Raw genomic sequence first — 20,014 nt, 5'->3', positions numbered from 1 at the left:
GAAGCGAAAGGAATCGCGAAGTTCGGAGAGCGGGTCCGGGCGCCTCGTCAGATCGAGGCCCATCTCCACTTCGTCGAGATGCTCGATGGACAGTTCTGCAGCCCTCTCGAAATTCCCGGCCTCCATCGCATCGGCGATGCGGCAGTGACCGAGATGCGACTGCAGGGCGTGAAAATCCGACTGGTAGAGCATCGATATGAGGATGGTGCGTGCGGTGAGGTCGCGTAGGATCTCCGTCAGCACAGGATTTTTGGCAAGTTCGGCGATGCGGATATGAAAATCACCCATCAAGCAGGTCAGGCGTTGTCGGTCGCCGGCGGCCATGGCCGCCTTTTCCTCCTCAAGATGATTGCGGATGGCCGCCCGACCAGCATCGCTCAAGACCCGCATGCCACGCAGGAGGCCGGATTCTATAGCGCGTCGCGCGCCATAGACCATGATCGCCTCCTCCGCGGAGGGCTCGACGACAAACCAGCCACGCCTTGGGCTGACGTGAACGATGCAGCGCGTTTCGAGCCGCATCATCGCTTCGCGTACCCGTGTCCGCGACACGCCGAACAGGCCGGCCAGCTGGTTTTCGCTCAACCGGGTACCCGGACGTATCCGTGCGCTGAGGATGCCGGAAACAATGGCCTCCTCGATGGTCGATTGTAGTGTGATCTGTGTCTGGCTGTCTTGCATACAAGAATGGAAAGCAAGACCTGTGCCAGATCAGAAAATTCAGACTCTTCAAATGAGAAGGCATGTTCACTGCTTAATATCTGTCCATTGATGCAAGCCTTGATTGTTTCTTAGGCGCTGGCACCTTGGATGCAACCGCAGCCTGAAGGATCAACGGAGCGCTCGAGAACCATCTGCGCTTTCGAAGCGAAGCGGCCAAGGGTCTTTGTCGCCCTGGCCCGAACAGGCGCATCCTCCGTCCTGCCGGAAAGAATGACGGCCGATGTATCGATCCCAACTTTTAACCGCGGCATACTGCACGTTACAGCTCAAAAATTTGACGATATTCTTTGACCTCATGAATAACCGCCTATATCGATGGCGGCGATTGTGACGGGCAAAAAGCCCAACAGGTGACCAAGATGAAATTTCTCGACGAAACAAAAGTCTATATCCGCTCGGGCGATGGCGGCGCCGGCGCCGTGTCGTTCCGGCGCGAGAAATTCATCGAATTCGGCGGTCCTGATGGCGGTGACGGCGGTCGCGGCGGCGATGTCTGGGTGGAAGCGGTCAACGGACTGAACACCCTGATCGATTTCCGCTTCCAGCAGCATTTCAAGGGCGGTACCGGCATCCATGGCATGGGGCGCAACCGCACCGGTGCCGGCGGCGCCGACGTGACGCTGAAAGTGCCCGTGGGCACGCAGATCTTCGAGGAAGACGCGGAAACGCTGATCGTTGATATGATTACCGAGGGCCAGCGCTTTCGGCTTGCTGCCGGCGGCAATGGCGGCTTCGGCAACACCCATTTCAAGTCGGCGACCAACCAGGCGCCAAACTGGGCCAATCCCGGCCTGGAGGGCGAGGAAAAGACCATCTGGCTTCGGCTCAAGCTGATTGCCGATGCCGGCCTCGTCGGGCTGCCGAATGCCGGTAAATCGACCTTCCTCGCCACGGTCACCCGTGCACGTCCGAAGATCGCCAACTATCCGTTCACGACGCTGCATCCGAACCTCGGCGTGGCGACGATCGATGGACGCGAGTTCATTCTGGCCGATATTCCCGGCCTGATCGAAGGCGCCCATGACGGCATCGGCCTTGGCGACCGGTTCCTCGGCCATGTCGAGCGCACCCGGGTGTTGCTGCATCTTGTGTCCGCCCAGGAAGAAGACGTTGCCAAGGCCTACAAGACGGTCAAGCACGAACTGGAGGCCTATGGCGGCGAACTGACCGGCAAGCCAGAGATCGTCGCCCTCTCGCAGATCGATATTCTCGACCCCGCCGAGCTGAAGAAGAAGACCAAGGCGCTGGCCAAGGCCTGCGGCCAGACGCCGATGCAGCTTTCCGCCATCGTCGGTGTCGGCATGACGGATGCGCTGCGCGCCCTGCGCGACATTATCGTGCGGGCACAGACGGCCGGCGACATAGCGGAAGACGACGACTGACATGACGAAGACGCGCAAACCGCTGGAAAAATACCGCCGGATTGTGATCAAGATCGGCTCGGCCCTGCTTGTCGATCGCAGGACCGGGCTGAAGGGTGCCTGGCTGAATGCCATGTGCGCCGATATCGCAGCACTTCGGGCCAAGGGCATTGATATTCTCGTGGTCTCATCGGGCGCCATCGCGCTCGGGCGATCGGTGCTTGATCTTCCGTCCGGCGCGCTGAAGCTGGAAGAAAGCCAGGCGGCGGCGGCCATCGGCCAGATCGCGCTGGCCCGCGCCTGGTCGGAAAGCCTGTCGACCGACGACATCGTTGCTGGCCAGATCCTTTTGACGCTGGGCGATACCGAAGAGCGCCGCCGCTATCTGAATGCCCGGGCAACGATCAACCAATTGCTCAAGCTTGGCGCCGTGCCGATTATCAACGAAAACGACACGGTCGCGACAACCGAAATCCGCTATGGCGACAATGACCGGCTTGCAGCACGCGTCGCGACGATGACCGGCGCGGACCTGCTCGTCCTGCTTTCCGATATCGACGGTCTCTACACGGCTCCGCCACATCTGGACCCCAATGCACAGTTTCTCGACACGATCGCGGAAATCACCCCGGCGATCGAGGCCATGGCGGGTGGCGCCGCTTCCGAGCTGTCGCGCGGCGGCATGCGCACCAAGATCGATGCCGGCAAGATCGCGACCGGCGCCGGCTGCGCTATGATCATTGCTTCCGGCAAGCCGGACCATCCCTTGTCTGCCATCGAAAACGGTGCGCGTTCTTCCTGGTTTGCGCCATCCGGCTCACCAGTTACCGCGCGCAAGACCTGGATCGCCGGGCAGCTTCTTCCTGCCGGCAGCCTTGCCATTGATGCCGGTGCGGAAAATGCGTTGCGATCCGGCAAAAGCCTGCTTCCGGCTGGCGTAAACGATGTGAGGGGCAGTTTCAGCCGCGGCGACACAATCGCCATCATCGGTATCGAAGGCCGTGAAATCGCCCGAGGGCTCGCCGGCTATGATGCCGACGAAGCCCGCCAGATCACGGGCAAGAAATCGGCGGAGATCGCCGCTATCCTCGGTTACGCTGGGCGCGCCGCCATGGTGCACCGGGACGATCTGGTGATGACGGCGGCCGGGCTGCGACGCGACCTGGATACGGAAAGGAACACGGCCAATGCTTGAGGCGGTGAAGGACAAGCAGGAAATCCTTGATATCATGGCGGCGATCGGCCGCCAGGCGAAGGCCGCCATCCGACCGCTGGCCACCGCATCGGCCGAGCGCAAGCACGCGGCCCTTATCAGCATGGCCAGCAATATCGTTACGTCCAGGGACAAGATCCTCGCCGCCAATGCCATCGACCTCGAAAACGCCCGTGAATCCGGCGTCGCCGCGTCGTTTCTCGACCGGTTGACTTTGACCGAAAACCGTATCCTCGATATGGCGAACGGCATTCGTGCAATTGCCGAGTTGCGGGATCCGGTGGGTGATATCATCGCCGAATGGGATCGGCCGAACGGCCTGCATATCGAACGCGTGCGCACACCGCTCGGCGTCATTGGCGTGATCTATGAAAGCCGACCCAATGTCACGGCGGATGCCGGCGCGCTCTGCCTCAAGGCCGGCAACGCCGTTATTCTTCGTGGCGGCTCGGACAGCCTGTATTCATCGCAGGCTATCCATGCCTGCCTGGTGCAGGGCCTGAGGGATGCCGGACTTCCAGAGCATGCGATCCAGATGGTGCCGGTCGCCGATCGCATGGCCGTTGGCGCCATGCTGTCCGGCCTGAACGGCGCCATCGACGTCATCGTGCCGCGGGGCGGCAAAAGCCTCGTTGCCCGTGTGCAGAACGAGGCGCGCGTGCCGGTTTTCGCCCATCTCGAAGGCCTCTGCCATGTCTATGTCGATGGGTCAGCCGATCTCGACATGGCAAAAGCCATTGTCGTCAACGCCAAGATGCGCCGCACCGGCGTCTGCGGTTCAGCGGAAACCCTGTTGATCGACCGCGCCGGTCGGGATCGCCTTGTTCCTCCCTTGGTCAAGGCGCTACAGGATGCCGGTTGCGAGGTGCGCGCCAGCGAGGACATCCGCGCGATGGTGCCCGGACTTATCGCCGCAACCGAGGAAGACTGGGCGACCGAGTATCTCGACGCCATCATGTCGGTAAAGCTTGTCGACGGCGTTGCCGGTGCCATCGAGCATATCGGACAATGGTCGTCCGGTCATACGGAAGCGGTGATCGCACAGGATGCTTCGGTCGCGGAGCGATTCTTCGCGGAAATCGATTCGGCCATTCTTCTGCACAATGCCTCGACGCAATTTGCCGATGGCGGCGAGTTCGGCATGGGCGGCGAAATCGGCATTGCCACGGGCAAGATGCACGCCCGCGGCCCGGTCGGCGTCGAACAGCTGACATCGTTCAAATACAGGGTGCGCGGCACCGGTCAGGTCCGGCCCTGAGTGTCAACGAACGACGTGAAGCAGCCCTATCTCCGGATGCCGCATGTCGAAAGCGGAATGACAGTCGGACTTTTCGGCGGATCCTTCAACCCACCGCATGACGGCCATGGCCTGGTGGCCGAGATCGCGCTTCGGCGGCTGCACCTGGACCAGCTCTGGTGGATGGTGACGCCGGGCAACCCGCTGAAAAGCCGCAGCAACCTCGCACCGCTGGCCGAGCGCATCGCGCTCAGCGAACGGATCGCTCACAACCCCCGCATCAAGGTCACGGCCTTCGAGCTTTCGCTCGGGCAGAGCTACACGGCCCGGACGCTGGAGAAGATCCGCGAACGCAACCGGGATATTCATTTTGTCTGGATCATGGGCGCCGACAATCTCAAGGATTTCCATCGCTGGCAGAACTGGCAGACGATCGCGCGCACTTTCCCGATTGCCGTCATCGACCGACCGGGTGCCACGCTTGCCTATCTCTCCTCGAAAATGGCGAAAACCTTCGATTACGCCCGTATCGACGAGGACGATGCCGGAACGCTGGCTCTGCGGAAGGCACCGGCCTGGACCTTCATTCACGGGCCGCGCTCGGCGCTCAGTTCGACGGCACTGCGCGCCAAGTCCGAATAACTGTCATTTACTTCTCATGTCTTGAAACCTTAAGGGTTTGATGACTACATTCAGGGTGCGGGTCGATCCGAAAAAGTCGAATCGCCTCGTGCCTGTTCTGTCATTTGGAAAGGAAAAACCCTGACAACAGTACACGCAAAGGGAAATGCAGCACGCACCTTCCCGAAGAGCCCGGACCGCCGCGACGACGCAGCCGACCGTGCGCTCAAGCTGGTTCTCGAAAGCCTCGAGGACTCAAAGGCAGAAGAAATCGTCACCATCGACATTGCCGGAAAATCGGCGCTGGGAGACTACATGATCGTTGTCTCCGGGCGGTCGAGCAGGCATGTCATGGCGATCGCCGATCACCTGATGACGGATCTGAAGGACGAGGGATACGGCAATGCACGTGTCGAAGGCCTGGAGACCGGTGATTGGGTCCTGATCGACGGTGGCGACATTATCGTCCATGTGTTCCGCCCCGAAATCCGTGAGTTCTACAACATCGAGAAGATGTGGGCTGCGCCGGACATGGAAGACGGCACGCTGCATTGACGCACCACGATCGACGGGCAGGCTTCCCGTCGTGAATGGATGCAAGACACCCGGCGACAAGATGACCTTTCCCGGGGCTGAATAGAATTGTGTACCTGCCAGCGGCGACGTTCGCCCGCCGGAGAGCAAGCTTTTTGCGAAGGATCGGATAGAGCGGATGCGGGTAGGTCTTTTTGCTGTCGGGCGCCTCAAGGCTGGCCCGGAGAAGGAACTTGCGGCGCGTTATCTGGACCGTTTCGCCAAGGCCGGTCCCGCGATCGGGCTGGAAATATCCCGCGTGCTCGAGCTTGCCGAAAGTCGGGCCTCAAGCGCCGATACCCGCAAGCGCGAGGAAGCCGCTCAGCTCGAAAAATCCCTGCCCGACGCTGGCGTGTTGATCCTGCTCGACGAACGCGGCAAGGCCGTGGATTCCGAAGCCTTCGCCAAGATGATCGGAACCTTCCGCGACAATGGCAAGCGCGACCTAACACTGGTCATCGGCGGTGCCGACGGTCTCGACCCGCAGTTTCACGGCAAAGCCGATGCCGTCATTTGTCTTGGTAAGATGACGTGGCCGCATCAGCTCGTTCGCATCCTGATCGCCGAGCAGCTTTACCGCGCCGTCACCATACTTTCAGGGCACCCCTACCATCGCGCCTGATCCGTTTGACCAGCCAGACGCCACCAATCACTGAAATGTGCGCATTCCTGCCACGGACCCGCCGCAATCCTTGCAAATGGTTGGTGGTGGCATAGACCAAATCAGCGTAGGATTCACGACGAACAGGGCGGCGGCAGATCGGCGGAATGACACAAGGGGCAAGCAGACACATTGCAGTAGAAAGGCCCGCCGGAAACGGCTGGCATTTGCTGTGTGCCGGTTTCGCCACGTTTACCCTTTTAGCGACGGGCGCCATCGCCCAGACGCCAACCACCGACCGAACGGGGCAGCCGGCCCAGACGACTGCCCAACCGCTTGCCGACCCGGCGGCCGCTCTTGCCCAGAAACGCAACAGCACCCGTAGTGAACTGGAAGCCCTATCGAAGTCGATCACTCTTTCAAAGGACAAAACGGCGCAGCTTGAGGCGAGCATTGCCGACCTCGAAAAAACCAGCGAGACGCTCAGGGGCGCAATCGTCGAGTCGGCGGGAAAACGCACGGCTCTGGAACAGCAGATCGTCGATGGCGAAAAACAACTGGAAGTCCTGCGCGGCAAGGAGGATGCTGTTCATAGCTCCCTGCGTGCCCGTCGCGGCGTTCTTGCCGAAGTGCTGGCGGCACTCCAGCGTATGGGCCGCAATCCACCACCCGCCCTGCTCGTCACGCCGGAAGATGCGCTCTCCTCCGTGCGCAGCGCCATCCTTCTCGGCGCCGTCGTACCCGGCATTCGCCACGAGACCGAGAACCTTGCCGCCGATCTGCAAGCGCTTTCCGGCGTTCGCCGCGACATTACCGCGCAAAAGGATACGCTCGCCGGCGCCATGACGGCGAGCCTTGAGGAAGAACAACGACTGACGTTGCTGATCGCGGAAAAACAAAAGCTGAAACAGCAGAGCGCAGACGAACTGGCCTCCGAGCGCCGTAAGGCGGAAGAACTGGCCAATCAAGCAGTCAGTCTCGAGGACTTGATCGGTTCGCTTGAAAGCGAGATCGCCTCCGTTCGCGATGCAGCGGCCGCGGCCCGCGAAGAAGAAGAGGCACGCCGGACGATGACCGATGTACAGCGCGAAGAAGCGCGCGAGCTTGCCCGCAATTCCGTGCCCGACAAAAACCGCATTGCACCCGCATATGCGTTTTCTGAATTGCAAAGGACGCTGGCTCTTCCGGCTGCGGGATCTATCCTTCGCCGGTTTGGCGATGCCGATGGCACCGGGCATGCGTTGCAGGGCATGATGCTTGAAACGAATGCGGATGCCTTGGTCACGGCACCGGCTGATGGCTGGATCGTCTTTGCAGGAACATTCCGCAGCTATGGGCAGATGATCATTCTGAACCCCGGCGATGGCTATCACATCGTCCTGTCGGGAATGGAGGCGGTCACCGTTCAGCAAGGACAATTCGTCGTGGCCGGGGAACCCTTGGCGACGATGGGCGCAAAAGAGTGGCGAGCGCCACAGCATTGGCGCTGGAAACGGACCGACCAACACTTTACATTGAGTTCAGAAAAGACGGAAAGCCGGTTGATTCCCGACCATGGTGGACCGCAGTAGACACCGGAAAGGCACGCAATGATTCGTAGGGCTTCACTTGTTCTGGTCGGGGCACTGATGGGTGCAACCGCCATGGGCGTGGTTTATTCCGCGACCGTCCCGGCCATCGCGGCCAATCCCTCAACTTATCGCGAATTGTCGATCTTCGGCGATGTTTTCGAGCGCGTTCGGGCCCAATATGTGACGCCACCGCAGGATGACAAGCTGATCGAGAACGCCATTAACGGCATGCTCTCGTCGCTTGATCCGCATTCGAGTTACATGAACTCCAGTGACGCTGAGGACATGCGCACCCAGACGCGCGGCGAATTTGGCGGACTGGGTATCGAAGTCACGATGGAAGACGAACTCGTCAAGGTCACGAGCCCGATCGACGATACGCCTGCCGCAAAGGCCGGCGTTCTGGCCGGGGACTTCATCTCGAAGATCGATGGACAGGACGTCCGCGGCCTGAAGCTTGAGGAAGCCGTCGACAAGATGCGCGGTGCCGTCGGTGCGCCGATCAAGTTGACGATCCTGCGAAAGGGTGCCGAAAAGCCGATTGAGCTCACGATCGTGCGCGACATCATCGCGGTTCGCGCGGTGAAATTCCGTGTTGAAGGCGATGTCGGCTATCTGCGCGTGATTTCCTTTACCGAAAAGACCTATGACGACCTGAAAGCCGGCATCGAGAAGATCAAGGCCCAGGTTCCGGCCGACAAGCTAAAGGGCTACGTGCTCGACCTGCGCCTCAATCCGGGCGGTCTGCTCGATCAGGCGATCAACGTGTCGGATGCCTTCCTCGACCGCGGCGAAGTGGTCTCCACCCGCGGCCGCAACGCCGATGAAACCCGCCGCTTCAATGCTACACCAGGTGATCTGGTCGATGGCAAGCCGGTTATCGTAATGGTCAATGGCGGCTCGGCATCGGCCTCCGAAATCGTTGCTGGTGCGCTTCAGGACCTGAAGCGAGCGACGGTTCTCGGCACCCGCTCCTTCGGCAAAGGGTCCGTCCAGACGATTATTCCGCTGGGCGAGGCCGGCGCGTTGCGCCTGACGACGGCGCTTTATTATACGCCGTCTGGCAAGTCTATCCAGGGCACCGGCATCACCCCTGATATCAAGGTCGAACAGCCACTGCCGCCGGAATTGCTCGGCAAGGTGGAAACCACCAGCGAATCCAGCCTGCGCGGTCACATCAAAGGCCAGAGCGAAAACGAAGAGGGTTCCGGCTCGGTTGCCTATGTGCCCCCGGAAGCCAAGGACGACCTGCAGCTCAACTACGCGCTCGATCTCCTGCGTGGCAAAAAGAGCGATCCGGCATTTCCGGCCAACCCGCAGAAGGCTGAATTGCAGCCCTGAGGAAAGGCCGTGTCGGGCGTCGGCACGCAAACCAGACTTATTCCGCCGCCAGACCTGCGTCCGGCGGCGGAATTGATTCTCCGCACAAGCCGCTTGATGGCGCACGGTGCAGGCAACCAGGTTCGATCGACAGAGGCCCTTTTTGGGAACAGATCTCAACAGACCCCTTGGACAGAACCGCAGACCGGAACCGCAGGCCGGCAAAAAAACTGTCCTGTCAGCGGGGCGCGTGCTTGCCGGGATCGGGATAGCTGTGCTTGCCGGCATTTCCACATGGGCCGTGCTCGCGCCGTCAGGTCTCAGACAGACGGAAAAGCCACAGGAAATCGCAGAAGGCACCCCCGAGGCAACACCCGATCAAATGAACGGGGGTGCCAAACCGGATGATACCGGCAGCAAACCAACCCCTCTGCCGACAAGCGGCGCACTGTCCGGGGCCAATGTCGAGAAGACGCTCACCGAAGACGGCTCGATCATCACCAAGTTCAGCCCCGGTCAGCGCAGCGGCGACGGACCAGCGTTGATTCAGGTGGAGCGGACGAAGGGCCAGGATCCGCGTATGGCGGCGCTGCCGAACGACGCGCTTCTGGACGACACACCTGATGGGCGCCTGCCCATCATCGGGGCAAACGGCGAGCGGCCGATGGATCAATATGCACGGCCCTGGTCCGGTGCCCGCGGCATTCGCATTGCGCTTGTCGTCGGCGGCCTCGGGCTCAGCCAGACCGGGACGCAGAAGGCTATCCGCGATCTGCCGGAGGAAGTGACGCTCGGTTTTGCTGCTACTGGAAACAGCTTGCAGCGCTGGATGCAGGAAGCCCGGCGCGACGGCCATGAGATTCTTCTACAGGTTCCGATGGAGCCATTCGATTACCCGGATAATAATCCCGGACCGCATACACTGCGCACCGGGCTTGACGCCCAGAAGAACCTGAAGGAACTGCATTATTCGCTGGCACAAATCACCAACTACACCGGCATCATGAACTTCCTTGGCGGCCAGTTTCTCTCCAATGCCGATGCTCTGGAGCCGGTGATGCGTGATCTTGCCAAACGCGGCCTGCTTTTTCTCGATGACGGCACATCGGCCCAATCTCTGACGGGCACGCTGGCTGACACGATCGGCGTGCCACACGGCTTTGCCGATCTCGTGGTCGATGGCCAGCTGGAACGCATCGCCATCTTGCGCAAGCTCGACGAACTGGAGCGGATCGCCCGCAGGAACGGAACTGCCATCGGGGTTGCCTCGGCATTCGACGAAAGCGTCGGCGCAGTGTCGCAATGGATGGAGGAGGCCGGCACGCGCGGCATCGAATTCGTCGGCGTCTCGGCGCTCGTCAAGGATCCGCAACAGCAATAATCTATAGGTCGGTCGCGGGGCAGAGCGCCGCCGCGACAAACCGTTTATCAAGGGGCATTCGCATGGGCAAGGACAAGACGAAACCGGTGAGGGCGGAAGACCTGCCCTATCGCCCCTGCGTCGGCGTCATGGTGCTGAACCGCGATGGCCTCGTCTGGGCCGGACGCCGCATCCCGATTGTCAATTCCGAATATGACGGCTCTGCCCAGCTCTGGCAGATGCCCCAAGGTGGCATCGACAAGGGCGAAGATCCGCTGAAAGCCGCCTATCGCGAGCTTTACGAGGAAACCGGCATGCAGACGGTTTCGCTGCTCGCCGAGACGCACGGCTGGATCAACTATGATCTGCCGCCGCGCCTGATCGGTATCGGCCTCAAAGGCAAATATCGCGGCCAGACCCAGCGCTGGTACGCCTTCCGCTTCGAAGGCGAGGAGACCGAAATCGCCATCAACCCGCCGCCTGGTGGCCATGATCCGGAATTCGACGAATGGGCGTGGAAACCGATGCGCGAACTGGCGGGCCTGATCGTGCCCTTCAAGCGCAAGGTCTATGAAGAAGTTGTCGCTGCCTTTGAGCATCTGGTGCCATAGGAGGCAGGGATCCGTAGCAGGCTGAATCGGCGGAAATTCGTGGAAAATCCGCCGACCCATGGATGATGATTTACTTGTTGATCGCCGTCACGGCGAGGTTGGTCAGCTTGCTGTTGGCGGCTTTCTCCTGGTCCAAGATCTCGCTCAGCAGCACATGGGCCTCTTCATTGCCGAGCACCTTCGCCCATTCGCGCAGCGAGCCATAACGCGCAATCTCGTAGTGCTCCACCGCTTGGCATGCGGCCAGCAGGCCTGCATCCAGTGCGACGCCCTTGCCTTCTTCAATCAGCCCTTCGGTTTCCTTAATCAGGCCGTCGGTGGCATCGCATTTAACTGCTTCCGGTTTGATACCGAGCGTCTTGAAAACCTTGTCGAGGGTCTTAATCTGGCCTTTGGTTTCCTCAAGGTGATGATCGACGGCTTTTTCAATTCGGCGTTCTTCGCGGCTTTTGAGACCTTCGGCAGAGCCTTGGCAATGGCATTTTCGGCGTAATAGACGTCCTTGAGCGTATGCTCAAACAATTCGGCCAGCGTTTCCATGAAATTCTCCTGTTTAATGACACCGGAGAACGTGTGGACGCCTTGTTCGTTCCTGCGTTGGAGTCTGCTGGATGGCGATGTGTTGAGTCGGCTTGCTGAAGATCAGGTCGCCATCAGGGTGTCGCCGTGGGTAGATGAGGTTTGGGTGCGATCCCGCTGGAGGACGTTTTTTCGTCGAAACCCTTATCGTCATCTGCTGCGGCAGAAGGCGTGGATCTTCGGGCATCCTTCGAACGATCGACGAAGACGAGGCGGGCATTGGGATTGTCTATCTCATAGCTGATGATCCCGCAGCCCGACTTTGGACGGTGAGGCGCCGCGCCCGATAGAATATATCCGGGCAATTGCGGGTCGTACCGTCCCGACACGTCGTAGGGTGCGGAAGGACAGCCTTTTCTGAACGTGTAAGCAGTACCTTGCGCGAACTTTCCGCGGACGACCGTTCCGGAAAAGACGATGGCGCCGGGAGAGACAATCTTCCGTATCGACGGCTTGACCTCATGATAGGAAATGGTGCCGGTATCGTAGTCAACGAGCATCAGCGAACCATTGTGGTCAAAGAATTCCGCGGCTGAGGCTTCAGCACAGATAAAGACAGCCAAAAACCCCGCAAGAATTGCCTTCATCTTGATTCCTCTGCTGACACAGATTCTAAATTGCCGGGTGGGTTGTCCATGTCAAGCGCGGGATCTCGGTGATCAAAGTCACGAAGAGAAACATCTTCAAATTGGGTAAGCAATCGTAAAACGCAAAAGAAACCGCCGGCATGACCGGCGGTTTTTTATCACGATTCCAGGTGTTATCTCAGTCGCCTTCGGCTTCGTTCGCCGGTGACGCGTTGAGTTGACCGTATTTTTCGGCACCAATCGTGTTCAGCAATTCAAGCTGTGTCTCAAGGAAGTCGATGTGGCCCTCCTCATCCATAAGCAACTGTTCAAACAGCTTCATGGTGACGTAATCGCCAGCGTTATGACAGATGTCGCGGGAGTTTTTGTAGGCCGTACGGGCGTCATATTCGCCCGCAAGATCGGCTTCCAAGACTTCTTTGACATTTTGCCCGATACGCAACGGGCCAACGGTCTGCAGATTGGGATGACCTTCGAGGAAAATGATACGCTCGATGATCTTATCGGCGTGCTGCATTTCCTCGATCGATTCTGCTCGCTCCTTCTTGGCGAGAAGTGAATAACCCCAATCGTCCAGCAGGCGATAGTGGAGCCAGTACTGGTTGACCGCACCGAGTTCGAGATAGAGCGCTTCGTTAAGCTGCTCGATGACTTTTGTGTCGCCTTTCAAGATCCGCTCTCCTGTTTTCTTCATGGAAGTGTTTGAGGCGGCTCATGAAATCAAATATATCGCCATCCGTCGAGGGGCGACCGGCATGATATCGCTCTGTGGTGCGTATGATGATGTCGATGACATTGGGAAAACAGCCGCAGCAGCGGCCGCGTTTTTCCATTGCATGATAGACCTTGGCGGGCACGATCAGCTGCCAGCAGTCCTCATCGAGAAGACCGATGATGGTGTCCTCGATTTCCTTTTCACTGATGAAATTGCAACTGCAAACCAGCATCTTGTCTTGCCCATCATACGCAAAGCACTGAATTGTTTTCATAAAGCCAAAGCGGATATTTCCTGTCAAGAAAAAATAGCGCGAGGACTTTTCGCTGTATTTTTGAGTCATTCTAAACTTGATGAAAAACATCGTATTTTCAGGACCTTATTGTCCTGCCCAAAGCAGCGACGCACGATCTCTTTCGTGCAACGCGGCTTTTTTGTCGCAATATCTTTCTCGAAACCAGCAATTGCCGACACAGGGGCAAAGGGTGTCACTGCCAGCGTTTCTAAGCGTCCGCTTCGAATCGCCGACTAAAAGGGCTCTCCGGCAGGCCCACGCTCAATGAAAATTCCGCCCCCTCGGCATTACGCTTGCCGCATCCTCCACCTCCGCCAAAAGACCTTGGGCGATGTCAGCCTGTTTTGCTTTCGCCTTTGCTGCCTGTTTCTGCCGGTGATCGGTGGTCGGGCGCAGTACCTCGTCGGCGCGCGGATGGGCCGCGAAGCTGCGTGTCTCCTGCCGCAACAGGCCAAGCGCCGGCGTCATATCCTCCATATGGCTTGCGACCACATGGATGACGCCGCTTTCGCTCTGCACGCGGCCGCGAATCTTCACGAGCCGCGCACCCATCACGACGGCACGGTATTTTTCGAAGGTTTTCTTCCAGATGATCGCATTGGCGACACCGGTTTCGTCTTCCAACGTCATGAAAATCACGCCCTTGGCAGTCCCCGGGCGCTGACGCACCAGAACCAAACCGGCAATTGTCACCATCCGACCGCTCCGGATCGTATCGAGATGCCTGTTCGTGACGATGCCCTGCCTGGAAAAACTTTCCCGAAGAAAGGAAACCGGATGGGCTTTCAGCGAGAGGGTGAGCGAACGATAATCATCGATCACCTGCTCGCCCGGCAACATGGCGGGCAGGTCGACGGCGGGTTCGCGCTGAAGGTCGGCATGGCCGGCCCGCTCGAATAAAGGCAGGCTTTCCGCAGCGCTTTTGTCGTCCAGCGCCTTAACGGCCCAGAGTGCCGCACGCCGATCCAACCCAACAGAACGGAAGGCATCGGCGTCGGCCAACCGTTCGATCGCCCCCGCGCCAAGCCGGAGCGCAGCCACAGATCCCTTACGGAGCGATACCCCCGTTCACGATGCTTAACGAGGTTTTCCATGTCGTCCTCGTTCAGGCCTTTCACCAGATTGAAACCGAGCCGCACTGATTTTTTCGACAGGATCACATCGCGCATCTCCCGATGTCGCGGCTCGATCCCAGCGCGATCGAAACCACCATCTTCCAGGGCGGCATCCCAGGTAGAATGGTTGATATCGACGGCTAGGACAGACACGCCATGTTCCCGCGCGTCGCGCACCAGCTGGGCCGGCGGATAGAAACCCATAGGCTGGGAATTGAGCATCGCTGCGCAGAAGACATCGGGATAATAGGTCTTGAACCAACAGGACGCATAGACGAGCGAGGCGAAGGAGGCGGCATGGCTTTCCGGAAAGCCATATTCGCCGAAACCTTCGATCTGGCTGAAACAGCGCTCGGCGAATTCCCGCTCGTAACGGTGGCGCGGATTGTTGACCATGCCCTCAATCATGCGATCCCTAAAATTGCTGACCTCACCCGTCCGGCGGAACGTCGCCATGGCACGGCGCAGCTTGTCGGCTTCCGCCGGCGAAAAACCGGCAGCCGTGATGGCGATTTGCATCGCCTGCTCCTGAAATAGAGGCACACCCAGGGTTCGCTCCAGAACCTCCTTCAGTTCTTCGCTCGGATATTCGACGGCATCGGGATTTTGCCGTCGCTTGAGATAGGGGTGTACCATATCGCCCTGGATCGGACCCGGGCGGACGATCGCCACCTCGATCACAAGATCGTAGAAGACGCGCGGTCGAAGACGCGGCAGCATGCTCATCTGGGCGCGGCTCTCGATCTGGAAGACGCCGAGCGTATCGGCCCGGCAGATCATGTCGTAGACCGCCGGTTGCTGGTCCTCGTAAATTGCGGCCAGCGTTTTCGGCTTATGGTAATGGCTCTTGAGAAGCCGGAAGGCGCGGGCAAGGCAGGTCAGCATGCCGAGCGCGAGCACATCGATCTTCAGGATATTCAACGTATCGAGATCATCCTTGTCCCATTCGATCATGTAGCGGTCCTCCTTGGCCGTGTTCATGATCGGAACGACTTCGTCGAGCCGGTCCCGCGTGATGACGAAGCCGCCGACATGCTGGGAAAGATGTCGCGGCGCGCCCATCAGAAGCCCGGCATAGGTCAGTACGCGCTGCGTCACCGGATCGGCCATGTCGAGACCGGCCGCCTTTGCCTGCTCCTCCGAGAACGACGTTGTCCACCAGCCCCAGATTGAGCTCGAGAGACCCGACTGCACATCCTCCGACAGGCCAAAGACCTTGGCAACCTCGCGGCCGGCGGAGCGGGCGCGGTAACTGATGACGGCGGCGGCGATGCCGGCATGTTCCTTGGTATAGGTCGCGTAGATGTATTCGATCACCTCCTGGCGGCGTTCATGCTCGAAATCGACATCGATATCCGGCGGCTCATCGCGGTCGCGCGACAGGAAGCGATCGAAAAGCAGCGTGAAGTGCTGCGGATCGACTTCCGTAACACCAAGACAGAAACAGACAGAGGAGTTGGCGGCAGAGCCGCGCCCTTGACAGAGGATATCCCTGCTTCGAGCAAAATTCACAAGCTTGTACACGGTCAGGAAGTAAGGTTCGTATTTCTTGAAATGGATAAGTTCGAGTTCATAGGCGAGTTGTTTCTGAACCTTCGGCGGAGTGCCCTTGGGATAGCGCCTCGCGGCCCCCTCCTGCACCAGCCTTTTCAACATCTCCGCCGGGCTTTTGCCATTTTCCGATTCGTCGGGATATTGATGTTTCAATTCATCGAGTGTGAAGGATAGCCCACGAAAAAAGCGGCCGGCATTGCTGATGGCATCCGGATAATCGTGAAAGATCCGGGCCATCTCCCGTGGTGATTTCAGATGTCGCTCGGCATTCGCCTGCAATCGGAATCCGGCATTGGCGATCGTCAGATGCTCGCGGATCGCCGTCACCACATCCGCCAGTGGACGATATTTTGGATCGTGATACAGCGCATCATTGGTGGCCAGCAGTCGAACACCGAGCTTGCCGGCAAGCTGGGCAAGCGTTGCGAAATGATGACGGTCGCAGCCATCGTAGCGCGGGACAAGCCCGAGATAGAGCCGGGTTCCGGCCACGGCTTTCAGTTTCAACAGCAGGGTTTGCAGGCTCTTGCAATCCACCGACCCCGGAGACGGCATGACAACCAGCTGGAGATCGTCCTGCCATGCGAACAAATCCCCGAGAAAAAGCGTGCACGCCCCTTTCTTCGAGCGCAGGTTGCCTGTGCTGAGCAGCCGGCAAAGATGCCCCCAGCCCCTTCGATTTTGCGGATAGGCGAGAATATCAGGCGTCCCGTCAGCGAAGACAAGCCGGGAGCCAGGTTGAAAAACAGTCTTTTCAAACCGCGCCTTGGCATGTGCCCGCACCACGCCGGCAACCGTATTACGATCGGCGATACCGAGGCCGGCCAGGCCGATCTTCCGGGCGTAGACCACCATTTCTTCCGCAGGCGCCGCCCCTTCGAGAAAGGAATAATTGGTCCGGGCGCCGAACTCGAAAAAGACCGGTTGATGCATCAAGCAAAGACCCCGTGCATGAACCAGCGGGGAGGGGCCGCACCTTGTCCGTAAAGACCGTCGCGATAGAGCCAGAAACGATGGCCGTTCTGATCTTCGATCCGGAAATAATCCCGGGTTGACGCCATCTCGCCATCGACCCACCATTCCGCGGCGATCCGCTCCGGCCCTTCCGAACGCTCGACGCGGTGACGCATACGACGCCATTCAAAGCTTTCCGGTGCGCCGTCCGGAACCTCGGCGAGAAAGGCTTGCACGGGTTCTGGGTAATGAAAAAGCCGCAAGGGTCTTGCTGTGCGGAAATAGGCAACGGACGAGGGGAAACCGCTTTGGTGGGTATCGAAAGAAGAGCCGTGTCGGACAGCGGCTGGAAAGTAGCGGCGCGCTCCGGCAGATGGCTCTCTAGAAGGACCGGCACCGCAAGGCTGTCAGGACCGAGACGCGCCACCACCTTGTCAGCAAAGGCGGCCAGCGACAGACCCTGATCAGGGCTTCCTGAAAAATCCTGCTGTGTCTGACCGAACGGTTCCGCCTTCAACACCGACAGACGCAGGATTTCGAAACCATAGCCGGCATCAAGATCATCATGCACGGCCTGAAGCCGTTCCCGATAAAGCCCTGCCACGCGCGCGGGGTCGCGTAAGGGGCGGATGTCCGTGCCTGGATGCGGAAAACCTTGCCATCGACCCGAAACAGCAGGAGTTCGAAAAGACGTCCACCTTCTCCCCGTTCTTCGAGAGCCGGGACCAATCCCTTGGCCAGTTGCAGTGCCAGGCCGAGAATGTCATCCTCCCCTCGACAGGGGTCGCGAGCCGCCGCTCCCTCGACAGGCTGGCGACGGTAAGACGCGGCGACAAGGGTTCATCGTCAAGCCCCAGCGCCTGATCGAGGCGCAACAGCAGTTGTGTTCCGAAGCGACGGACGAGCGGCGCCCGCGGCGCATGAAGAATATCGCCCACCGTCTTCAACCCGACACGCGCCAATGCTTCGACGGTTTCACGCGCCAGCCGGAGCGCTGCAAGCGGCATGGGCGACAGGATGGTTTCCGCATCCTCCGCCGCGGCAATCATCCGCGTGCCGCCAAAATGTGCCATGGCCCAGGACAGGCCGGGCGTGTTCGAAATCGCGGCATGGGCCTCGACGCCCAGATGGAAAAGGCGAAACAGCAGATCGTCGAGAAGCGCCTTTTCCCCGCCATGCAGATGAGCGCATCCGGTAATGTCGAGAAAAAGTCCGCGATCTCCATCCATCGCAACCAACGGCGTGTAGCGGTCGCACCAATCAGCCAACCCGTCGAGAAAGGCACGATCCGCCGCCGGATCTGCCGGGATCACATCGATCACCGGATGAATGGCACGAGCCTCTGTGATGCCCTGACCAAACCGGAGGCCGGACCGTTCCGCCACGTGGTCGAGTGCCACGATCCGCATGGCGTTTTTTACCTGCCCGGAAAAAACGATCGGCGGATGATCAGGACGCCCTCTTGAAAGCCACGACATGCCCCAGCGCAGGCGCGCTACCCGGTTCGTCGGCAGATGCGGGAAGGTAAGCGACAAGATGCGTTGGGTCTGGCTGAAGAGCGGCTGCGTCCGGGTCGAGGGCATAAAAGCGGCGGTCATGGGGGCTCCATTCCAGAACTGTACCGGCATGCGACAACATCCGGCTTTTTCGGCAGTGACGTGAAAGACGGGATTTCCGATGCTGCCGGGCAGAATCGCACCATCCGGCAGCCGCTGGCCCTGCCCAGGGCGCGACTCGACCCGTAACCGGAAGAGCGCGCTGCTTGCCTCCTCTTCGCCGGACTGGCGCAGCAGGAGCAAAGGCGTGCCGCCGGCTCGAGCCCGCACATGCAGCCGCCGGCTTTCGCTGAGCCCCAGACAGGTCGGGTTGCCGCGCACCTCCAGAATGACGCTGGCAAAGACTGGCGCGGTCAGCGCCGCCTCGACGATCCACAGCGCATCCTGAACGGTGCGTGGCCGGCCAAGCAGGAAGCGGCGCATATCCAGACCATACGCCTGAAGGCCGACCGCATAGGGCAGACCCGCTTCTTTCGCGCCCATGGCCTGACCGATCCAGAGAACCGGCAAACGCAGTTCTGCCGAAGCCACGCCCTGGCAAAGAGCCGCGATCGCCAATGCAAACCCGGTCGCAGCCCCCGCATCGCGGGTTTGCGGGGCACGGATTTCCGTCAGGCCTTCCAATGGGAAGCCACCATCCAGAATGCGGTCCAGCGTCTCAACCCCGATCGGCAGGACTTTTTTCCGGGTGCTTCCCTGTGGCTTTCACGCCGTTGGAATCCGGCTTCATCGACACCACGGGCGGAGTGGATGAGCCCCGGAAGCTTTTCGTTTTCGATCCGTGCAATGGTTTCGCGAAGCGCAGAAAGCCCCGCCCGCGACACAGCTTTTGCGGCCATGACGGTCACCCTCTCAGCATTTGTTCCTGTTATGTTCCTATAGATTCCAGAGCTTCAAAAAGAGTCAATCGCAAATTTTAAGAATTTATTCCTTGCATCGGATCAGCCAGAATTCATCACTCGAAATATGCGGATGAAATCGTTATATGGAGGTCAGTTAAGGAGTACGCATGGCCAGGATTGACCAGACCGATGACTGGCGGGAACGCCACGCACCGACCATCAGCACATTCGAATCCCTGACGCTGGAGGCCTACGGTCATCTGCCCGAGGAATTCCGAGCGCTGGCCAGCGGTCTCAGCATCGAGATTGCGGACTTTCCAAGCGATGACGTTCTGGAGGATATGGCGCTGGAAACGCCCTTCGATCTGCTCGGACTTTTCGAGGGTCGGGGCGTCACCGAGCGCTTCACCATGGAAACCGGCGAAATGCCGAACCGGATCACGCTGTATCGCCGACCGATCATAGACTATTGGGCTGAGAACGAGGAGACCCTGGGCGATATCATCACCCATGTCCTGATCCACGAAATCGGTCACCATTTTGGTCTGTCGGACGACGACATGGAACGCATCGAGGCCAGCGTCGAGCATGTTGGCGGGTAAGGAAAGCCTGTCCCGCCCTGTTGT

The 20,014-nt window shown here is 59.6% G+C and carries 13 protein-coding genes and 5 pseudogenes; 11 read left to right on the top strand and 7 right to left on the bottom strand.

What is annotated here, in order from left to right:
* Positions 1–9: 9 nt before the first annotated feature.
* Positions 10–681: pseudogene (locus tag P6U16_RS11910) on the bottom strand (GntR family transcriptional regulator); the annotation flags it as partial.
* A gap of 401 nt (positions 682–1,082) precedes the next feature.
* Here P6U16_RS11910 and obgE point away from each other — a divergent pair.
* The 10 genes and pseudogenes from obgE to P6U16_RS11860 all read left to right on the top strand — a co-directional run bounded on the left by obgE (position 1,083) and on the right by P6U16_RS11860 (position 11,191).
* Positions 1,083–2,105, top strand: a complete 1,023-nt coding sequence (gene obgE / locus P6U16_RS11905; protein WP_277700770.1) for a GTPase ObgE — start codon at positions 1,083–1,085, stop codon at positions 2,103–2,105.
* A gap of 1 nt (position 2,106) precedes the next feature.
* Entirely contained in the window at positions 2,107–3,279 is a 1,173-nt protein-coding gene (gene proB / locus P6U16_RS11900; protein ID WP_277700769.1) for a glutamate 5-kinase, read from the top strand.
* On the top strand, positions 3,272–4,555 hold the full coding sequence (locus P6U16_RS11895; RefSeq protein ID WP_277700768.1) for a glutamate-5-semialdehyde dehydrogenase: 1,284 nt from the start codon (positions 3,272–3,274) through the stop codon (positions 4,553–4,555). The genes proB and P6U16_RS11895 overlap by 8 nt, the downstream gene beginning before the upstream one ends.
* 15 nt (positions 4,556–4,570) lie before the next feature.
* A complete protein-coding gene (locus P6U16_RS11890) occupies positions 4,571–5,176 on the top strand; it encodes a nicotinate-nucleotide adenylyltransferase (RefSeq protein WP_277703832.1) in 606 nt (201 codons plus the stop codon).
* A 48-nt stretch (positions 5,177–5,224) separates the two neighbouring features.
* A complete protein-coding gene (rsfS, locus tag P6U16_RS11885) occupies positions 5,225–5,710 on the top strand; it encodes a ribosome silencing factor (protein ID WP_277703831.1) in 486 nt (161 codons plus the stop codon).
* 157 nt (positions 5,711–5,867) lie between these two features.
* A complete protein-coding gene (gene rlmH / locus P6U16_RS11880) occupies positions 5,868–6,350 on the top strand; it encodes a 23S rRNA (pseudouridine(1915)-N(3))-methyltransferase RlmH (RefSeq protein ID WP_277700767.1) in 483 nt (160 codons plus the stop codon).
* Positions 6,351–6,604: 254 nt separating this feature from the next.
* Positions 6,605–7,929, top strand: a pseudogene (locus P6U16_RS11875) (murein hydrolase activator EnvC).
* Entirely contained in the window at positions 7,919–9,241 is a 1,323-nt protein-coding gene (locus tag P6U16_RS11870) for a S41 family peptidase (protein ID WP_277700766.1), read from the top strand. Before P6U16_RS11875 ends, P6U16_RS11870 begins: the two are co-directional and overlap by 11 nt.
* Positions 9,242–9,383: 142 nt before the next feature.
* Complete coding sequence (locus P6U16_RS11865) at positions 9,384–10,601, top strand: divergent polysaccharide deacetylase family protein (RefSeq protein ID WP_277700765.1); 1,218 nt, start codon at positions 9,384–9,386, stop codon at positions 10,599–10,601.
* Between the two features lie 62 nt (positions 10,602–10,663).
* Positions 10,664–11,191: an RNA pyrophosphohydrolase gene (locus tag P6U16_RS11860; RefSeq protein ID WP_277700764.1), complete on the top strand. Its 528-nt coding sequence runs from the start codon at positions 10,664–10,666 to the stop codon at positions 11,189–11,191.
* Positions 11,192–11,261: 70 nt separating this feature from the next.
* Here P6U16_RS11860 and P6U16_RS11855 read toward each other — a convergent pair.
* The 6 genes and pseudogenes from P6U16_RS11855 to P6U16_RS11830 all read right to left on the bottom strand — a co-directional run bounded on the left by P6U16_RS11855 (position 11,262) and on the right by P6U16_RS11830 (position 18,399).
* Positions 11,262–11,731: pseudogene (locus P6U16_RS11855) on the bottom strand (ferritin-like domain-containing protein).
* Positions 11,732–11,844: 113 nt separating this feature from the next.
* Entirely contained in the window at positions 11,845–12,357 is a 513-nt protein-coding gene (locus P6U16_RS11850; RefSeq protein ID WP_277700763.1) for a hypothetical protein, read from the bottom strand.
* 178 nt (positions 12,358–12,535) lie between these two features.
* Complete coding sequence (gene bfr, locus P6U16_RS11845) at positions 12,536–13,027, bottom strand: bacterioferritin (protein ID WP_277700762.1); 492 nt, start codon at positions 13,025–13,027, stop codon at positions 12,536–12,538.
* A complete protein-coding gene (locus P6U16_RS11840; RefSeq protein WP_277703830.1) occupies positions 12,993–13,346 on the bottom strand; it encodes a (2Fe-2S)-binding protein in 354 nt (117 codons plus the stop codon). The genes bfr and P6U16_RS11840 overlap by 35 nt, the downstream gene beginning before the upstream one ends.
* 282 nt (positions 13,347–13,628) lie before the next feature.
* Positions 13,629–16,969, bottom strand: a pseudogene (locus tag P6U16_RS11835) (error-prone DNA polymerase).
* Positions 16,969–18,399: pseudogene (locus P6U16_RS11830) on the bottom strand (DNA polymerase Y family protein). The pseudogenes P6U16_RS11835 and P6U16_RS11830 overlap by 1 nt, the downstream one beginning before the upstream one ends.
* Before the next feature lie 1,156 nt (positions 18,400–19,555).
* On the opposite strand from P6U16_RS11830, the gene P6U16_RS11825 reads away from it, so the two are divergent.
* Complete coding sequence (locus tag P6U16_RS11825) at positions 19,556–19,990, top strand: metallopeptidase family protein (RefSeq protein ID WP_277700761.1); 435 nt, start codon at positions 19,556–19,558, stop codon at positions 19,988–19,990.
* Positions 19,991–20,014 lie beyond the last annotated feature (24 nt).

The sequence above is a fragment of the Rhizobium sp. 32-5/1 genome, assembly GCF_029537235.1.
In the GTDB taxonomy this organism is placed as follows: Bacteria; Pseudomonadota; Alphaproteobacteria; order Rhizobiales; family Rhizobiaceae; genus Pararhizobium.
This window is presented reverse-complemented; position numbering and strand designations above follow the sequence as displayed.

What these genes read in the sequence shown, in the direction of transcription:
- proB (WP_277700769.1), top strand. Translation starts at nt 2,107, where the DNA reads ATGACGAAGACGCGCAAACCGCTGGAAAAATACCGCCGGATTGTGATC.
- obgE (WP_277700770.1), top strand. Translation starts at nt 1,083, where the DNA reads ATGAAATTTCTCGACGAAACAAAAGTCTATATCCGCTCGGGCGATGGC.
- P6U16_RS11825 (WP_277700761.1), top strand. Translation starts at nt 19,556, where the DNA reads ATGGCCAGGATTGACCAGACCGATGACTGGCGGGAACGCCACGCACCG.
- P6U16_RS11860 (WP_277700764.1), top strand. Translation starts at nt 10,664, where the DNA reads ATGGGCAAGGACAAGACGAAACCGGTGAGGGCGGAAGACCTGCCCTAT.
- P6U16_RS11840 (WP_277703830.1), bottom strand. Translation starts at nt 13,346, where the DNA reads ATGAAAACAATTCAGTGCTTTGCGTATGATGGGCAAGACAAGATGCTG.
- P6U16_RS11850 (WP_277700763.1), bottom strand. Translation starts at nt 12,357, where the DNA reads ATGAAGGCAATTCTTGCGGGGTTTTTGGCTGTCTTTATCTGTGCTGAA.
- P6U16_RS11895 (WP_277700768.1), top strand. Translation starts at nt 3,272, where the DNA reads ATGCTTGAGGCGGTGAAGGACAAGCAGGAAATCCTTGATATCATGGCG.
- P6U16_RS11870 (WP_277700766.1), top strand. Translation starts at nt 7,919, where the DNA reads ATGATTCGTAGGGCTTCACTTGTTCTGGTCGGGGCACTGATGGGTGCA.
- rlmH (WP_277700767.1), top strand. Translation starts at nt 5,868, where the DNA reads ATGCGGGTAGGTCTTTTTGCTGTCGGGCGCCTCAAGGCTGGCCCGGAG.